Raw genomic sequence first — 15870 nt, forward strand, 5'->3', positions numbered from 1 at the left:
GTCGGATGCCATTACCGTGTCTGCCATCGATTTCATGCCAGGTGTTGCAATGAGGCGTGCACTTGAACGCCTCTCGCTGTGTCTGCTCGCATGCTTCTTATTTGTCACCGCGCAAACAACAGCGTTTGCCCAATCGTTCGACAATCGCTCGAACACTCAGGTTGTTGCCAATTTCCCCGCTAAACTGACCGTCGGCGTTCTCTCTAATAGTTGGCTGCCGTTCGACGCTCTGCAAGACGGTCAGATCACCGGCATGAGTGTCGACTATCTGCGCGCCCTCGTCGGGCCGAACGTCGTCATCGAAGCTAAGGCGTTCCCGGCCCTGCCGCAACTGCTTGCCGCGGCATGCGCCGGAAATGTCGATCTGTTGATGAGCCTTGCCCGCACGCCCGAGCGCGAGCGGTGCTTGAGTTTTACCACGCCTTATTTCCGCTCTTCCGCGTCGGTTGTGGTGCGCCGAGACGGTACCAGTTACGGCAGTCCCGCTCAGGTGGCGGGAGCGCGTATCGCACTAGAAAAAGGTTTTGCGCTCGAGCGTGTGACACGCGAGCGCTTCCCACACGCCCAGATCACCACGTTCTCCGCGACGCGCGCCGCACTCGCGGCCGTGATCCAGGGCGACGCCGATGTTTATCTCGGCTTCACTCCCGCCGTGCAATATGCATTGTCCACCGACGAGTTTCGTGGCTTGCGAGTGGCCTTCGAGGAGAACAGCAAAACAGCGAATTTGCGGTTCGCGGTGCCCCGGCAACAGATTGCGTTGCGGGACCAGCTCGACCAGGCGCTCGCGTCGATGAACCCGGCCGACGAAGTGGCGATTCGCATGCGCTGGCTATCCGGCAACTTCGACGCGAAGCCTGTGTCCGCCGCGCCGCGTCTCGCGCTGACGCCGCAAGAGCAGGCTTGGCTTCGTTCGCTGCCGCCATTGCAGGTTGGCTTCGATAATGGCTGGCCCCCTTTCAGTTACGTCGACAGTTCCGGCCGACCGGCGGGCATTGCCGCCGACTATTTGACGTATCTGAGCCGCACTCTCGGCGTCGTGTTCAACCGCGCCCAAACCGCCGACTGGCCCGCCACGATCGAAGCTTTCCAGCGCGGCGAACTGGCGATTCTCGCCAGTGCTTCCAGCCATGATCCACGCCTCACGAAAGCGCGGCATACCAGCGCATATGAGAGCTATCCGCTGGTGATAGTCGGGCGTGAGGACGAGCCGGCGGCTCGCTCGCTGAACGATTTCGCGTCACGCCGCATCGTCGTTTCGTCGCATGTTGCCGGTTCGGTGCAGCTTGCATTCCAGCGAATTCCGGCGGACCACGTCGTGGTCGCGCCCAGTCTCGACGACGCGCTCAAGATGGTCGAGTCCGGCGAGGCGGACGTTCTGGTGGGCAACGTGGCCGCTGTGGATATCCTGCTCAAACAACGGTACGACGGCGTCCTCAAGATCCTCGGCACGGTGGGCGATTCCGATGCGCTCGACTTTGCCGTACGTCCGGACTTGAGCCCGCTCGCCGGGTTGATCGACCGTGCGTTGCTGGCTATGTCGCCCGCGGAAAAGCAGCGTATCCGGCAGAAGTGGGTCACCGGCAGTGCGCCGGAGTCGGGCATGTGGAGCGTGACCGCGGTGCGTCTGCTGCCGGTGCTGATCGGCATCGGCGTCGCGCTGCTGATCACGCTGCGCGCCTATCTGTTGCTGCAGCGAGAAGTCAGGCTGCGCAAGAGAACCGAGCGTGAACTGGAACTGCAACTGAACTTCCAGGAAACCTTGATGAAGACGGTGCCCTATCCGCTCGTCGCCAAGGACCTCGATGGCCGTTATATCGCAGTCAACGAGGCCTATGAGCAAGCCTGCGGATTGGGCCGCGAGGCGATCGTCGGACGAACCACCATGGAGGTGCGCACCTGGGGCGAGGCCAATAGCCGCATCCTGGACGACATCACACGCGAGATGCTGAACGGCGGCGAGGCCGCGCAGGTGGAGTTGCAGTTCGAGCGCGGCGCGGGCAACGTGCGGCATGGTCTTTTCTGGACCCGGATCTGCCGCGGCGGTGACGGTCAAGCGGCTTGCGTGCTCGGCACGGTGGTCGATATCACCGATATCCGGCGCGCCGAAATGCGCGCGCGCGAAACCGAGCGACGCCTCTTCGACGTAACGCGATCGCTGCCGGCGGTGGTGTTTCAACTGCGCCGCACTGCGGATGGCGTGTATTCGTTTCCATACATTGGTGGCGATACGCGCCACCTGCTGGGTGCGAAGGACGATTCGCCGAGCAGCAGCGATCACGTCAATTTCCAGCGCGTGTGCGATGAGGATAGGGCGTTCGTGCTGGCTGAGCTCGAGCGCTCAGCACACAGCGAAACGCCGGTGAACATGGAATTCCGTTTCGCCGGCAACCAGGGCATCAAGTGGGCGCGCGCCGAATTGGTACCACTTCGTGAATCGGACGGCGGCGTCGTCTGGAGCGGCTACTGGGTGGACGCCAGCGTGGAGCACGCGCGCTCCGACGAGCTTGCGCGAGCGCGCGACCTGGCCGAAGCGGCCTCGCGCGCCAAAGACGACTTCTTCGCCATGATGAGCCACGAAATCCGCACGCCAATGAATGGCGTGCTCGGTCTCGTGGAAGTGCTGGAGCGCACGCCGCTCAACGCGGACCAAGGCGAAATGCTGGGCATGATTCACGAGTCGGCGGGCGCACTGCTGCAGATCCTCGATGACTTGCTCGACTTTTCAAAAATCGAAGCGGGACGGCTGACCATCGAGGCCGAATCCATCGACATACGTGAATTGGCGGACAACGCTGTCGGCCTGTTGGCTGGGCGCGCCCATGAAAAGGGTCTCAAAGTACGCGTGGATATTGGCTCGGACGTTGCCGCCACCCTGCGCGGCGATAGCGTCCGATTGCGGCAAATTCTCTTCAACCTGCTCGGCAATGCCATCAAGTTTACGCCGCAAGGCGAGGTCGACGTGTGCGTGTCGGTCGTCGCGCAGAGCGACGGCATTCAGACGCTCGAGATGATCGTCGAGGACACCGGCATCGGCATCGCGCCGGAAGTACAGGCAAGGCTGTTCGAGCCGTTCGTGCAGGCGGAATCGTCCACTACGCGCCGGTTCGGCGGCACGGGCCTCGGCTTGACGATCTGCCGCAAGCTGATCGACCTCATGAATGGCTCGCTCACGTTGCACAGCGAACCGGGTCGCGGCACGCGCATGACCGTGCGGCTCGCCATGCCCATCGAGACCCAGCACTATTCCGTCAACGGATTGCGCGGCAAGCGCGGAATCGTGGCAACCGGCGACACGCGTATCGCCCAGGCGCTGATGCACTTCGGCGAGGCGCTCGGCCTCAAATTGCGCCGCGTCTCACCTGACGCACCGGAACTGTACGATCGCGCCGCACTGGCCGATGTGGATTTGCTGTTCGTGAATGAAGATGTGACCTTGCCCGCGGACATCAGGCCGCGCACGCGCGTCATCTGTCTGACCGAGAAGCCGAAGCCGACGGGCTACCGCATTCTCGACGACAACGTGCGCGTCAGCATCAATCCCATTTCGTGGCGCGGCCTCGGCGCCGCGTGCGCCGCCGCGATGACGGGGCTGCCGTCGGTGGCGCCGCGATCGGCAGGTATGTCGCGTACGCCCGAGGGTGCCACTTCGCCGCCGGACCGCGAGCGTGCCATCGCCAGTGGCCGGCTGATCCTCGTCGCTGAAGATCATCCGGTCAATCAGGAGTTGATCCGTCACCAGCTCGCGTTGCTCGGTTTCGCCTGCGATGTCACGAACGACGGCGCCGAGGCGTTGGCGGCGCTGGAGCACACAAGCTACGGATGTCTGATCACGGATTGCCACATGCCGAACGTGTCCGGCTACGAACTCACGCGGCGCATTCGTGAAAGCGAGGAAGGCGGTGCTTATCGCCTGCCCATTCTGGGTATCACGGCGAACACCGCGCCCGAAGACCTGAATCTGTGCCGTGACGCGGGCATGGACGACAGCCTCGTGAAGCCGACACGGCTCGCCACGCTGCGTGAATATCTGAGCCGTTGGTTCGGCGCCGACAGCGCGTGGCAAGCCGCGCCTTCGGAGGCCGTCAACACGCCGGCAGTCGCCGTACCGGATGTTCATGGCGGCGCCGAGCCGTTCGTCCCGGTCGATCTCGGGCACATGACACAGCTGTGGGGTAGTGAATCGACCGTCAAGGCGTTGCTCGACTCGTTCGTGTCGTCCGTGCGCGAGGACGTGCAGTCGCTGTCGCCGTTGCTCGAGCGCGTGGAGTCCGAGCGTATCGAGGTGGAACGCGTGCGGGAGTGGCTTCATCGCGTGGCGGGGGCGGCGAGTGTCCTGCAATATCCGCCGCTGCTCAAGGCACTTGAAGACTATCGCCGCGAAATCACGGTCAAGCCGCCGGAAGGCGTGCGCGACGACGGGATGGTTCTAATCGACAAGTGCAATGCCATGCTGGACGGAATCGAACAGCAAGCCGCGTTGCTCGTATAAAAAACCGCTCCCGCATATTTGATCGCTTCGGAACTTAAGCCGCGTGTGTGAAACGGAGCGTGACAAAAAGACGAAAAAAAACGCGGCCGAAGCCGCGTTAAAGATTTGGAGACTTCCCTCGATGAAGGAGTCACTTCTCGCAAGCAGAAGGATAACCGGGATATTGCAGTTCATTCATTACAAAATGCGCAATTAACTGTTTGAGGAAATCGATTAAAAGGTCGTCGAGGTGCTTTCGGAGCGATATCGCAAGCACGTTCGTGTGTCGGAAAAAAAGGCCGGGATCACTACGGACAACTACAAAGTGCCACGCGTTTCGGACGCCGCGAAGGCGGGTGCAGTGCGCGAAAGTGACCGACTAAAAAACGCGCGATGTCCCTGCGCTCTCCAGCAAAAACAGGTTCGCCGGATTTGCACTAGTATGTGGTGGCTTCGCGCGCGGCCGAATGTCGGTGCGGCGGTGCATCAAGTCCGGAGAAGACCATGATTGCGCTTCGAAAACTGAATCTTGCAATGATGTTGTGGGCGTTGGCGTCGGGCGTCGCCTTCGCGGATACGGTGGCGTTAAAGGCAGATCTCGAGCCTTCGAGCGAAGTGCCGCCTCGCGTGAGCCACGGGTACGGCATGTTGGACGCCACCTTCGACACGTCGACCAAATCCCTGCAATGGACGGTCACCTATGAAGGTCTGAGCGGCCCGGCAACCGCCGCGCATTTCCACGGACCCGCGCCAGTGGGCCAGAACGCCAAGATTCAGGTGCCGATCGACAAAGGCGCGCTCGCCAGCCCGATCAAAGGCTCGGCGGCGCTGACTGAACAGCAGGTGACGGATCTGATGGCAGGGCAGTGGTACTTCAACGTTCATACCGCACAGAACCCGATGGGTGAAATTCGCGGACAGGTTTTGCCGGCAAACTAGGCGAGCGGCAAGCCTTACCCGGCGGCGCGCGCCCTTTTTGAGATTAGAGGCGAGATTAGAAGCCGCCATCCACCGGCGTAGTAGCGAACGCACGTAACATGACAGGACACAATCGAAGGAGCGTGTCCCGATGAGTTGGCAAAGCGCACTCGCGTGCTGGTATCTACGCAGGCAGTTTCGGCCGGAGACCCTCAAACCACGCATCGATGTCGAGAAAGCGCGCGTGCTGACCGCCAAGCGCGTCTGGTCGCCGAGGGTGCCGGGCGGCTGGCGTCTGCGTGAGCTGTACGGCGCGGACGATATGCCCTTGCGCGGCGAGTGGATCGAGCGCGCCGACGGTGCGCCAGCTGTACACGCCGGACCGACCGTGCTGTATTGCCACGGTGGTGGGTACTACTTCTGTTCACCGCGCACCCATCGCTCGATCGTGTTCGGTCTGGCGACGCGTGCCAATGCGCCGGTTTTTTCCCTCGACTACCGTCTTGCGCCCGAGCATCGCTTTCCGGCGGCGCTCGACGACGCGACCGCGGCGTACCGTCAGTTGATCGCTGAGGGCATCGCGCCGGAGTCGATCGTAATCGCGGGCGATTCAGCGGGCGGCGGCCTAGCGCTCGCCACGCTGGTGGCGTTGCGCGACGCCGGCGATCCGATGCCGGCAGGCGGCCTGCTGTTCTCGCCATGGACCGATCTGGCCGCAACCGGCGCCAGCATCCGCACCAACGACGGTCTCGATCCGATGTTCAGCGGCTCCGCGATCGCCCTGGCGGGAAAGGTCTATCTCGGCGACACGCCGACCACCCATCCCTACGCCTCTCCGGTCTATGCCGACTTGCACGGCTTGCCGCCGCTCTTCATCATGGCAGGCAGCACCGAGGTGTTGCTCGACGACTCGCGGCGCGTGGCCGACAACGCGCGCGCGGCGGGCGTCGACTGCGAGTTCGAAGTGTGGAACAAGATGCCGCACGTCTGGCCGATCTTCGCGCCGTTCATCCCCGAAGGAAATCGCGCGCTCGACCGCGCCGCCGCCTTCGTGCGGCGTATGACGAACCGCGCCGCTCAGCCGTCGAGCGCGATGTCGATCGTCTGATAGGCGGCTTCGACCGAAGCCTGGCCGTACTGCCGTTCCAGCCGACGCACGGTGAAGTGGCCGTGCGCGACCTGCTGGAAGTGGTCGATGAAAACCGTGTTGACCATTGCGCCGAGCACCGCGCCGATCGCCGGAATCGACTTGGCGGCGATTTGCTCGCTCACTTGCACGGAGAATCGCGCGGCGATCGTGTTGAGCAGGCGCAGCAAGGCCGCGGAGCCGTGCGCGGTGAAGCCTTTGGTCGCGATTTCAGACGACGCTTTCGACACCGCCTGCGCGAGCGCGCCGCGCATGATGAAGTAGCCGAAGTCGGCGTCGTCGTCGGCGCTTGATGTGCCGCCCATGCCGAGCACCGTCAGACATTGCAGTTGCGTGTCGATCGACGTCAGATCCTCGCCCTCGCTGCGCGCGATGTCGCAGATCGAGCGGAACATCAGCGTGGTCGTGACGGGCAGTTCGACGGGCAGCGCGAATAGTCCGAATGCGCCGCCGGCCGCGCCAGTGGTCGCCACAGCGAACTTGTGCAGCAAGTTACTCGGCTTGTCGGGCACCACGAGCGGCGTCGCGCCGTCCTGCCGCCCCAGCGTGCGCAGCGCGATTGCGAGGCACTTGCGCAAGGCCAACTCCGTCGCGTCGGTGACTTTTTCGTTGGCGAACGCCGGCATACGCGAGAGCAGTTTCTCCAGCGGCGCGCCGACAATGCTCGCCAGCTTCATCGCCAGAGCGGGGCTTTCCAGCTCATGTTTCGCGCGGCGCAGCGCCTTCAGGTCGTCGTCCGATAACGATTGTGTTGCGAGCGAACTCGGCTCCATGTGCCTCCCTGGCGTCATGTGATATTCATTCTTCAGTCGATTGCCGATACGGCGACCCGCAGCGGGCTTGTCCCGCTTAGAGCGTCCCCGCGTGGTATGATTCCCAATCGTTTGACGTGTCAACTGTTGCACTATCAAAAATGGCTGTCCATACTGCGGCCCACCACTCGAGTGGGCAAGTTTTACCGTTCCGTGAATCGTTGCTGGCGATGCTCGGCATCTCCTTCGTCACGATGCTGGTCGCGCTCGACCAGACCGTGGTCGGCACCGCGTTGCCCACCATCGTCGCCGAACTCAAGGGCTTTGAGCTCTATGCGTGGGTCGCCACGTCGTATCTGCTGACCTCCGTGATCACCGTGCCAATTTTTGGCCGACTCGGCGACTACTACGGACGCAAGCCGTTCGTGATCGCGTCGATCGTCGTGTTCACCGCCGCCTCGGTGCTGTGCGGCGCGGCCAACAATATGCTGTTTCTCGTGCTCGCGCGCGGCCTGCAGGGCATCGGCGGCGGCATGCTGGTCGGCACCGCATTCGCCTGCATTCCTGATCTGTTCCCCGACTCGGTCGTGCGTTTGCGCTGGCAAGTGCTGATGAGTTCGGCGTTCGGTATCGCCAACGCGGTAGGCCCGTCGCTCGGCGGTTTCCTCACACAGTATTACGGCTGGCGCTCGGTTTTCTATGTGAATCTGCCGGTCGGTCTGCTGTCGCTGTTCTTTGTCTGGCGCTTTCTGCCGCATCTGCGCCATGTCGAACACGAAGGCAAGATGCGGCTCGACTGGCCCGGCGCCGTGCTGATCGCCGTGGCGCTCGGCTCGCTGCAACTGTTCGTCGAGTTGCTGCCGAAGCATGGCGTGACCTTGAGCGCGTTGGCGTTGCTCGTGTTGAGCATCGCGTCGGCTTATGCGCTGTGGCAATGGGAAAAGCGCTGCCCGACAGCGATCCTGCCCGTCGACATGTTCCGCAACCGCAGTCTCGCCGCGCTCTTCACGCTCGCCGTGCTGGGCGGCTTTTCGATGTTCTCGCTGTTGTTCTACGCGCCGTTGCTGTTCCAGGGCGGCTTCGGCATGTCGCCAAAAGAAGCGGGTCTCGTCATTACGCCGCTGGTCGTATTCATCACGATTGGCAGTATCGCCAATGGGCGCATCGTCTCGCGCGTGCGCAATCCGAATCTGATGCTGTATATCGGCTTCACGCTGCTCGCGCTGGCATGCCTCGGCGTGGTCGTCGCGACGCGCGCCATGCCGCAATGGCTGCTGATGTCGTTCATGATCGTCGGCGGATTGGGGCTCGGTTTCGTCATGCCGAACCTGACGATCTTCGCGCAGCAAACGGCTGGCCGCGAGCACCTCGGCATCGCGACGGCACTGCTGCAGTCGCTGCGGATGATCGGCGGCATGATCGGCACAGCGCTGACCGGCACACTGGTCAGCCATATGTACGCGAGCGGCGTGCGCAGCGCGCTGGACAACGATCACGCGTCGCACTGGTTCGCGGATCTCGGCGACCCGCAGATTCTCATCAATCGCGACGCACAGGCCACGTTGCTCGGCCAGTTGGCGCATGCGGGCCACAATGGCGCGATGCTGCTCGAGAGCGCGCGTGAATCGCTCGTGGCCGCGATTCATCTGGGTCTTGCGATGGCGGCGATCATCGCCGTGGTGTCGGTCTGGCAAAGCCGCCGAGTGCCGCCGATCAAGCTCCAGCGCAAGCTCGAACCCGTGATTCACGCGGACTGATTTTTAGACTTACCGTTTTACTGACAGATCATGGAAGAACAGGACCGCGTCGCCGTCATGCAGCAATTCGGCCGCACATATCGGGCGTTCATGTCGGCCTTCGAGGCGCACGTCGGCCATCCGTTGCCGCGCTGGCGCATTCTGCTCGCGCTGCACGAGCAGGCCGGCGAGTCGTCGCAGAAGCGGCTGGTGGAGCGCTTGCGCGTCGATCCAGGCGCGTTGACACGCCAACTGAAAACGCTCGAAGGTTTGGGCTGGATTGCGCGCAGCATGGATACGCGCGATAACCGCGTGACCAATGTGCGTCTGACCGAAGCGGGACATTCTGCGACCGAAGCCAGCTTGCCGCGTCGCAACGCGTTTCTACACGACACGATAGCCGTGCTGCCGGACGAGGCGCTGAACGCGCTGTCGGGCGCGTTGAAGATGCTCGAGGCAAGAATCGGCGAAGTGGCGGCGACGGCTAGCGCAGCCGGAGCAGGCGAGGCTGCTGCCCAGATGCCCGACGCAGTGGGGAGTGGAGCGCGGCGCCAGCCTTGATTTGCCGGACGGGCACGACTAAACAAGGTCAGTTCGGCGGAGCGGCCGGAAAAAACGACGCGTTCCGCAACACCACGAAAGGCGCGCCTCGTTGCCTGAGAACGCGCCCTTCGCAAACCACATCAGAAGAACGTTTCAATCACTTCCGTGACGCGATACGCCGGATCGACCACCAACACCTGACGCCACTTGTCGAACGTCAGACACGGATGCGAGATGTCGAACGCGATCATGTCGCCCACTTTCAGGTCAGCGCCTGCGGGAATCCGCAGATACGCGTGTTGATCCATCAAGCCGAAAATCTCCCAGCCTTCGCTCGCCGCGATATCGCGCGGTGCTTCGTTGCCCGGACGATAGTGGCGCGCCGGTTCCGGCATGCCGGCATCGAACGCGGAATCGCGCTTGCCGAGACCGATGATCGCGCGATCTGGCTCCGGAATCGACTGCACATACGCCCACAATTGCAGCGCCGGAAGCAGCCCTTCGCCCATTTTCTTCGCGACCGGATTGCGCGCGAAAATCTCCGTCTGCGCCTTCCGATAGATGCCGACGTCGTGCGTCAGATAGCAGCCGGGACGCAGCACGACCTCGACCTTGCCGGTCTCCGACGCCTTCACGAATTCTTCCGCGACCACGTCATACCAGGCCGAACCGGCGCCTGACAGCACCGCCGGCGTACGCGCAAAACGGCCTTGCTCGACGAGTTCACGCGTGACCGCGACGGCGCTTTGCAGGAACTCGCGCACTTCGTGTTCTTCCTTGAGCACGCCTTCGTACAATTCGACGCCGGCGAGTTTCAGCGTGTCCGGATAGCGTGCAATTGCGTCGAGCACCGCGTTGCGCTGCGCCGCGTCGCGCACGCCCGTGCGGCCGCCCGGCACGCCGAGTTCGAGCAGCACTTGCAACTGCTTGTTCACCGACTTGAAAAACTCGCCCAGCTGCTCGACGCCTTCGACCGAATCGACGAGACAGAAGAATTCGAAATCCGGATCGCTCAGCAACTCGGCGACCATCATCATGTTGTGACGGCCGATCAGCTGGTTGGCCATGAGAACACGCGAGACGCCACCGTGATAAGCGGCACGCACCTGATGCGCGGTGGCGAGCGTGATGCCCCACGCGCCGTTTTCGAGCTGACGGCGAAACAGCTGCGGCGCCATGGTGGTCTTGCCGTGCGGCGCGAGTTTGACGCCGTATTCCGCGACGAATGCCTGCATCCACTTGAGGTTGTGCTCCACCCGGTCCGCGTACAGCACGGCGGCCGGCAGGCTCACGTCTTCGTTCAGCAGGTTCCACTCGAGGCGCGCGGCATCCGTGAGTTGGATACTGGTGCCCGGAACCATGCCCAAGCCCTTGCTATGAGGATCAATCGTTGCGCCCTGATAGTTTGTAACTTTCATGTCTCCCTGCTCCATCGTCCAGTTAAATTGAATCAAAGTTGACTTTACCATGTTACCGAAAGTACGATGGATGGAGAAATGTTATTTAGTACCACGGTTCGTCGGAGGCGGTTTATAAGCCTTCGTGCGGCCTCCCACAGTCTGCAATGAACTTAACCGCCGAACCGCTGGCCTTCGACATCGTCGCGCGCATTGCCGAATGCGCGCCGGAACTGCGCTCGGCTGAACGCAAGGTCGCCGCGCTGATTCTCGACGATCTGACGGGCGCCTCGCGCGCCAGCATCGGCGCGCTCGCGCAACAGGCGGAGGTGAGCGTCGCGACCGTGACGCGCTTTGCCAAGGCGGTGGGTTGCCGCGACGTCCGCGAGCTCAAACTGCGACTCGCGCAGGCGGCCGCCGTCGGTCAGCGCTTCCTGCAGGCCGGCGGTCCGGGCGATGCGCCCGAGCCGATCGCCACCCGCGTGTTCGACGAATTGCAGACCGCGCTCGCGCACAACCATCAATTGCTGCGCCAGGCGCCGCTGGGCGACGCGGCGGCCGCCTTGCGCGGCGCGCGCATGATCTACGTGTTCGGCATGGGCGGTGGCTCGACCGCGCTCGCCGATGAGATGCGCTTCCGGCTCGTGCGCCTCGGCCGGCCTGTCGCGACCTATCAGGACGGCTTGCTGCAACGCATGGTGGCCAGCACTGTGTCGCGCGAATGCGTGGTGATCGCGCTCTCCACCACCGGGCGCGTGCCCGAGATGGTCGAGAACTGCAAGATCGCGCGCAGCTATGGCGCGACCGTGATCGCGCTGACGGCGCCGGCTTCGCCGCTCGCGCGGCTGGCCGACTGGGTGATCCCGATCGTCGCTTTTGAAACCGATTTCATTTACAAGCCGTCGTCGTCGCGTTACGCGATGATGATGGCGCTCGATGTGCTCGTCACCGAACTTGCCGTCAGTCAGGGTGACGAGAGCCGCGAATTGCTGCGCCGCATGAAGCATGCACTCGACACGCACCGCGGCGGCGGCGATCGACAACCGTTAGGAGACTGATCCATGCATTCGCATCCCGAAGCCGCCGATACGCTGATCGTCGGCGCGCAACTGTATGACGGCACGGGCGCGCCGCCTGTCGAACGCGACGTCGCGGTTCGCGGCGGCCGCATCGTCGCGATCGGCAATCTGTCGAACTGGCTTGCCGAAGAAGTGATCGAGGCCGACGGCCGCGCGCTGGCGCCGGGCTTCATTGACGTTCACACGCACGACGACACCCACGTGATCCGCTCGCCGCAAATGCTGCCGAAAATCACGCAAGGCGTGACGACGGTGATCGTCGGCAATTGCGGCATCAGCGCGTCGCCGGTTGCGCTGAAGGGCGATCCGCCCGATCCGATGAACCTGCTCGGCGAGCGCGACGCATTCCAGTACCCGACCTTCGCCGCGTATGTCGAAGCGGTGAATGCCGCGCGGCCGGCGGTGAACGTCGGCGCGTTGATCGGGCATACCGCGTTGCGCAGCAACCAGATGGACCGGCTCGATCGCGCGGCCACGCCGCAGGAAATCGAGGGCATGCGCGCTCAGCTCGAAGAAGCGTTGGCCAACGGCGCGCTGGGTCTGAGTTCAGGGCTCGCATACGGCTCGGCGTTCGCGGCGCCGACCGAAGAAGTGATGGCCTTGGCCGAACCGCTCGCCGCGGCCGGCGCGTTGTACACCACGCACATGCGCACCGAATTCGACGCGATTCTCGACGCCATGGACGAGGCATATCGCGTGGGCCGTCACGCGCATGTGCCGGTGGTGATTTCGCATCTGAAGTGCGCGGGTCCGTCGAACTGGGGCCGCAGCGAAGAAGTGCTGAATTCGCTCGAAGGCGCGCGCCGCCTGCAGCCGATCGGTTGCGATTGCTATCCGTACAACCGCAGTTCGTCGACGCTCGACGTGAAGCAGGTGACGGGCGATATCGACATCACGATTACGTGGTCGGAGCCGCATCCGGAGATGGCGGGCAAGCTCGTGAAGGAGATCGCGGCGGAGTGGGGCGTCTCGCAGCAGGAAGCGGGCAAGCGCCTGCAACCGGCGGGCGCGGTGTATCACAACATGTCCGAAGAGGACGTGCGGCGCATCCTCTCGCATCCCGCGACCATGGTCGGCTCAGACGGGCTGCCGAACGATCCGCTGCCGCATCCGCGCTTGTGGGGCGCGTTTCCGCGTGTGCTTGGCCATTACGCGCGCGACGCGGGCTTGCTGCCGCTCGAAGAGGCGGTGCGAAAGATGACCAGCTTGTCGGCGCGTCGCTTTGGACTGGCGCAGCGCGGCGAGGTGCACATCGGCTATCACGCCGACCTGGTGTTGTTCGACCCGGCCAAGGTGCGCGACGCGGCGACGTTCGAGAAGCCGCAGCAGGCCGCCGACGGCATCGACGCGGTATGGGTGAACGGTGTGTTGACGTATCGCAACGGCGAAGTGACGGGCGAGCGCGCCGGTCACTTCGTGGCGCGCGGCGCGGCGTCGAAGGGTGACGCGCACGGCGCGTTCTGATTGTTTGCTCGACTGAATGATTAATTGATTGATTGCGGCGCGCGCGGCGATTCTGCCGGACGCGTGCCGGACTTTTTAAGGAGTGTGATGATGAAGCGATATGGTGTTGAAGGCGGGAAGGGAACGGGCGGTCAACATATGCCGTTTGCACGCGCAGTCGAAGCGGACGGCTGGCTGTTCGTGTCCGGACAGACGCCGATGGAAAACGGCGAAGTGATCAATGGCGGGATTGTCGAGCAATCGCACAAGGCGATTCAGAACGTGTTCGCGATTCTGAAAGAAGCCGGCTACGGCGCGGAGCATGTGGTCCGCTGCGGCGTGTGGCTGGATGATCCGCGTGACTTCGCGTCGTTCAACAAGGTGTTCCGCGAGTACTTCGGCGAAAATCCGCCGGCGCGCGCCTGTGTCGTTTCTTCGATGGTGATCGATTGCCGGGTCGAAGTGGACTGCGTGGCTTATAAGAAGCCCACGGCCTAACCCTGAAGATTTAGCCGGTTTCGTTCGCCGCGGATTCGCATCAACTCGCCGCGGCGAACAACCTGCTACTTACTGCCGCGCCAGCCGCATATTATCCGGCATCGGCAAGTTGTAATTCGTGCGGAACGGATTGATATCCAACCCGCCGCGCCGCGTATAACGCGCATACACCGCGAGCTTCACAGGCTTGCACGCCTTCAGCACATCGATAAAAATCCGCTCGACACACTGCTCGTGAAACCCAGTGTGGTTCCGATACGAAATGATGTAGCGCAGCAAGCCCGCGTGATCGATCTGCGGGCCCACATAATGAATCTGCACGCTGCCCCAATCGGGCTGCCCCGTCACCGGGCAATTCGATTTCAGCAAGTTGGAGAACAGCGTTTCTTCGACCGGGGCCTCATCCAGCGCCGCTTTCAGCAAGGACGCGTCAGGCTGATAAACGTCGGTATCGAGATCCAACCGATCCAGCGACAAACCCTCGAATTCTTCCATCTGCAGTTTGCCGAACTCATACGGCGCCGCCAGATGAACGGACACGCTCGCGCCGCACGACGCGGACACATCGCGCTTGATCGTGTCGCGCACCGCCTCCATCGACTCGAACGCGGTTTGCGCGAATGAGCCGAGGTAGAGCTTGAACGACTTCGACTCGACGATATTCGGCGAATCCGCCGGCACGAAGAAAGTCGCCACCGCGATCTGCGGCTTGCCGCGCGCATTCAGCCACGACAACTCATACGCATTCCAGATGTCCGTGCCGAAGAACGGCAATTGCGCGCCGATGCCGATCGCCTCGCGCGCATTCCTGCGCGCAATCGGAAACAGCAACGACGCGTCATATTGTTCGGTGTAAGCGGAGGGCTTGCCCAGCGGTGATTGTTCGGGTGTCATGATGCGTTCACGATGCCACTCAGCACGTGCCCCGTCGCCGTCACGACGCGGGCCGATTCGCAGTGGCCAATTTGGTCGTCGAAGAAAAAGTCCGGCTCGAACTCGCGCAAGAATGCGCTCTTGTCGAGGCCGCCGAGGAACATCGCTTCGTCGATTTCGATGTTCCACGCCATCAAGGTGCGGATCGCGCGCTCATGCGCGGGCGCCGAGCGCGCCGTCACCAATGCCGTACGAATATGCATCGGCGCGGCTTCGTCCGCGAGTTTTTGCAGGCGGTGCAGTGCTTCGAGCAACGGCTTCAGGGGGCCGTCCGCAAGCGGCAGATCCTTGTTGTGAATCTCGTGGCCGACGAATGCGCGCAGGCCGTCTTTCTGGAACACGCGCTCGGCTTCGTCGGAAAACAGCACGGCGTCGCCGTCGAAGGCGATGCGGATTTCATCCGGATACTTGCTCGCCATTTTCGCCGATTCGGGCAAGACGCGTGCGGCGGGAAATCCGGCGGCCAGTGCGTCGCGCACGTCTTGCTGATTCGCGGACAGAAACAGCGACGCGTTCAACGGCTTCAGATAGCCGAACGGTGCGCGTCCACGAGTGAAAACGCCGCGCTCGATGGCGAGCCCATGTTCCCGGCACGAATGAAACGCGCGCAGTCCGCTGATCGGATCGCTGCGCGAAAGAATCACCACTTCGACGCGATGGCCGCTGGTGTTCAGGGCCAACAGCTTACGGATCAGTGGAAACGCCACGCCGGGTTTGGCGGGCACAGTCAGGCGGTCGCGCTGCAATGCTTCATAGGCCTGCAGGTTGCCTTCCTCGTACACGCGGTTCTCTTCCTCGAAGTCGAACAGCGCGCGCGACGAGATTGCCACCACCAGTTTGTCGACAAGCGAAAGAGCCATCTGCGCGTTTCAGTCCTAAGTAATCAAGCGAGGAACAAGCGATACACCGGATTCTGCGTCTCTTCCCAGTTCGGATAGCCGAGCGTCGCGAGA

Annotated in this window: 12 protein-coding genes; 8 read left to right on the top strand and 4 right to left on the bottom strand. The window is 62.9% G+C overall.

Going from position 1 to position 15870, the window contains the following annotated elements:
* Positions 1 to 49: 49 nt before the first annotated feature.
* From PQR32_RS22495 to PQR32_RS22505, 3 genes are all read left to right on the top strand, one after another.
* A complete protein-coding gene (locus PQR32_RS22495; RefSeq protein ID WP_408231796.1) occupies positions 50 to 4492 on the top strand; it encodes an ATP-binding protein in 4443 nt (1480 codons plus the stop codon).
* Positions 4493 to 4975: 483 nt separating this feature from the next.
* A complete protein-coding gene (locus PQR32_RS22500; protein WP_408231799.1) occupies positions 4976 to 5410 on the top strand; it encodes a CHRD domain-containing protein in 435 nt (144 codons plus the stop codon).
* Positions 5411 to 5540: 130 nt separating this feature from the next.
* On the top strand, positions 5541 to 6497 hold the full coding sequence (locus PQR32_RS22505) for an alpha/beta hydrolase (RefSeq protein ID WP_408231802.1): 957 nt from the start codon (positions 5541 to 5543) through the stop codon (positions 6495 to 6497).
* Here the strand turns inward: PQR32_RS22505 and PQR32_RS22510 are convergent.
* Positions 6467 to 7309 (bottom strand): EcsC family protein, encoded by an 843-nt coding sequence (locus PQR32_RS22510; RefSeq protein WP_408231805.1) that lies wholly within the window; start codon positions 7307 to 7309, stop codon positions 6467 to 6469. The two genes, PQR32_RS22505 and PQR32_RS22510, sit on opposite strands and share 31 nt — an antisense overlap.
* A gap of 140 nt (positions 7310 to 7449) precedes the next feature.
* On the opposite strand from PQR32_RS22510, the gene PQR32_RS22515 reads away from it, so the two are divergent.
* Both PQR32_RS22515 and PQR32_RS22520 read left to right on the top strand, forming a co-directional pair.
* On the top strand, positions 7450 to 9045 hold the full coding sequence (locus PQR32_RS22515) for an MDR family MFS transporter (protein ID WP_408231808.1): 1596 nt from the start codon (positions 7450 to 7452) through the stop codon (positions 9043 to 9045).
* A gap of 30 nt (positions 9046 to 9075) precedes the next feature.
* A complete protein-coding gene (locus tag PQR32_RS22520) occupies positions 9076 to 9585 on the top strand; it encodes a MarR family winged helix-turn-helix transcriptional regulator (protein ID WP_408231811.1) in 510 nt (169 codons plus the stop codon).
* A 122-nt stretch (positions 9586 to 9707) separates the two neighbouring features.
* Here PQR32_RS22520 and PQR32_RS22525 read toward each other — a convergent pair whose 3' ends face one another.
* Positions 9708 to 10985 (bottom strand): amino acid deaminase, encoded by a 1278-nt coding sequence (locus PQR32_RS22525; protein WP_408231814.1) that lies wholly within the window; start codon positions 10983 to 10985, stop codon positions 9708 to 9710.
* Between the two features lie 146 nt (positions 10986 to 11131).
* On the opposite strand from PQR32_RS22525, the gene PQR32_RS22530 reads away from it, so the two are divergent.
* The 3 genes from PQR32_RS22530 (at position 11132) to PQR32_RS22540 (ending at position 13984) form a co-directional block, all read left to right on the top strand.
* Entirely contained in the window at positions 11132 to 12022 is an 891-nt protein-coding gene (locus PQR32_RS22530) for a MurR/RpiR family transcriptional regulator (protein WP_408231816.1), read from the top strand.
* A gap of 3 nt (positions 12023 to 12025) precedes the next feature.
* Positions 12026 to 13507: an N-acyl-D-amino-acid deacylase family protein gene (locus tag PQR32_RS22535; protein ID WP_408231819.1), complete on the top strand. Its 1482-nt coding sequence runs from the start codon at positions 12026 to 12028 to the stop codon at positions 13505 to 13507.
* 90 nt (positions 13508 to 13597) lie between these two features.
* Entirely contained in the window at positions 13598 to 13984 is a 387-nt protein-coding gene (locus PQR32_RS22540) for a RidA family protein (protein ID WP_007179354.1), read from the top strand.
* A gap of 69 nt (positions 13985 to 14053) precedes the next feature.
* Here PQR32_RS22540 and queF read toward each other — a convergent pair whose 3' ends face one another.
* Both queF and PQR32_RS22550 read right to left on the bottom strand, forming a co-directional pair.
* Positions 14054 to 14878 (bottom strand): NADPH-dependent 7-cyano-7-deazaguanine reductase QueF, encoded by an 825-nt coding sequence (queF, locus tag PQR32_RS22545; protein ID WP_408231821.1) that lies wholly within the window; start codon positions 14876 to 14878, stop codon positions 14054 to 14056.
* Positions 14875 to 15777 carry a 5'-nucleotidase gene (locus PQR32_RS22550; RefSeq protein WP_408231824.1) on the bottom strand — a complete coding sequence of 301 codons (903 nt, stop codon included), beginning with the start codon at positions 15775 to 15777 and terminating at the stop codon, positions 14875 to 14877. The genes queF and PQR32_RS22550 overlap by 4 nt, the downstream gene beginning before the upstream one ends.
* Positions 15778 to 15870: the final 93 nt, after the last annotated feature.

The organism is Paraburkholderia dipogonis (assembly GCF_046027395.1).
In the GTDB taxonomy this organism is placed as follows: domain Bacteria; phylum Pseudomonadota; class Gammaproteobacteria; order Burkholderiales; family Burkholderiaceae; genus Paraburkholderia; species Paraburkholderia dipogonis_A.